We start from the raw sequence: 1,323 nt of genomic DNA on the forward strand, positions 1-1,323 counted from the left end.
GCATCAGCATCAGCAAGTACAAGCGCGTCGGCTTCAGCATCGACAAGTGCATCAGCTTCAGCAAGCACTAGCGCATCGGCATCAGCCTCAACAAGTGCGTCAGCCTCAGCAAGCACTAGCGCGTCGGCTTCGGCCTCAACAAGTGCGTCAGCATCGGCGTCAACAAGCGCATCAGCATCAGCAAGTACAAGCGCATCAGCTTCAGCAAGCACTAGCGCATCAGCTTCAGCAAGTACAAGTGCGTCAGCTTCAGCGTCAACAAGCGCATCAGCTTCGGCCTCAACAAGCGCATCAGCTTCAGCAAGCACTAGCGCATCGGCTTCAGCGTCAACAAGTGCATCAGCTTCGGCCTCAACAAGTGCGTCAGCTTCGGCATCAACAAGTGCATCGGCTTCAGCAAGCACTAGCGCATCAGCATCGGCCTCAACAAGTGCGTCAGCCTCAGCAAGCACTAGCGCATCAGCATCAGCAAGCACAAGTGCGTCAGCATCGGCGTCAACAAGCGCATCAGCATCAGCAAGTACAAGTGCGTCAGCTTCAGCGTCAACAAGCGCGTCAGCTTCAGCAAGTACAAGTGCGTCAGCTTCAGCATCGACAAGCGCATCAGCTTCAGCAAGCACTAGCGCATCAGCTTCAGCAAGTACAAGTGCGTCAGCTTCAGCGTCAACAAGCGCATCAGCTTCAGCATCGACAAGCGCATCAGCTTCAGCAAGCACTAGCGCATCAGCTTCAGCAAGTACAAGCGCGTCGGCTTCAGCATCGACAAGTGCATCAGCTTCAGCAAGCACTAGCGCGTCGGCTTCAGCATCGACAAGCGCATCAGCTTCAGCGTCAACAAGTGCGTCAGCTTCAGCGTCAACAAGCGCGTCAGCTTCAGCAAGTACAAGTGCGTCGGCCTCAGCAAGTACAAGTGCATCAGCTTCGGCATCAACAAGCGCATCAGCTTCAGCAAGCACAAGCGCATCAGCTTCAGCAAGTACAAGCGCATCAGCCTCAGCGTCAACAAGCGCATCAGCCTCAGCCTCGACAAGTGCATCGGCTTCAGCAAGTACTAGCGCATCGGCTTCAGCGTCAACAAGTGCGTCAGCTTCAGCGTCAACAAGTGCGTCGGCCTCAGCATCGACAAGTGCGTCGGCCTCAGCAAGTACAAGTGCATCAGCTTCAGCAAGTACAAGCGCATCAGCATCAGCAAGTACAAGTGCGTCAGCTTCAGCGTCAACAAGTGCGTCGGCCTCAGCAAGTACAAGTGCGTCAGCTTCAGCATCGACAAGCGCATCAGCTTCAGCAAGCACTAGCGCATCAGCTTCAGCAAGTACAAGTGCG

The 1,323-nt window shown here is 55.0% G+C and carries 1 protein-coding gene; it reads right to left on the minus strand.

Features of this window, described 5'->3' with window-relative positions; translation table 11 throughout:
• A partial coding sequence (locus B7700_RS11130) for a cell envelope integrity TolA family protein (protein ID WP_192855632.1) occupies positions 1–1,323 on the minus strand: 1,323 nt, incomplete at both ends.

The sequence above is a fragment of the Streptococcus mitis genome (assembly GCF_002096755.1).
Classification (GTDB): domain Bacteria; phylum Bacillota; class Bacilli; order Lactobacillales; family Streptococcaceae; genus Streptococcus; species Streptococcus mitis_AC.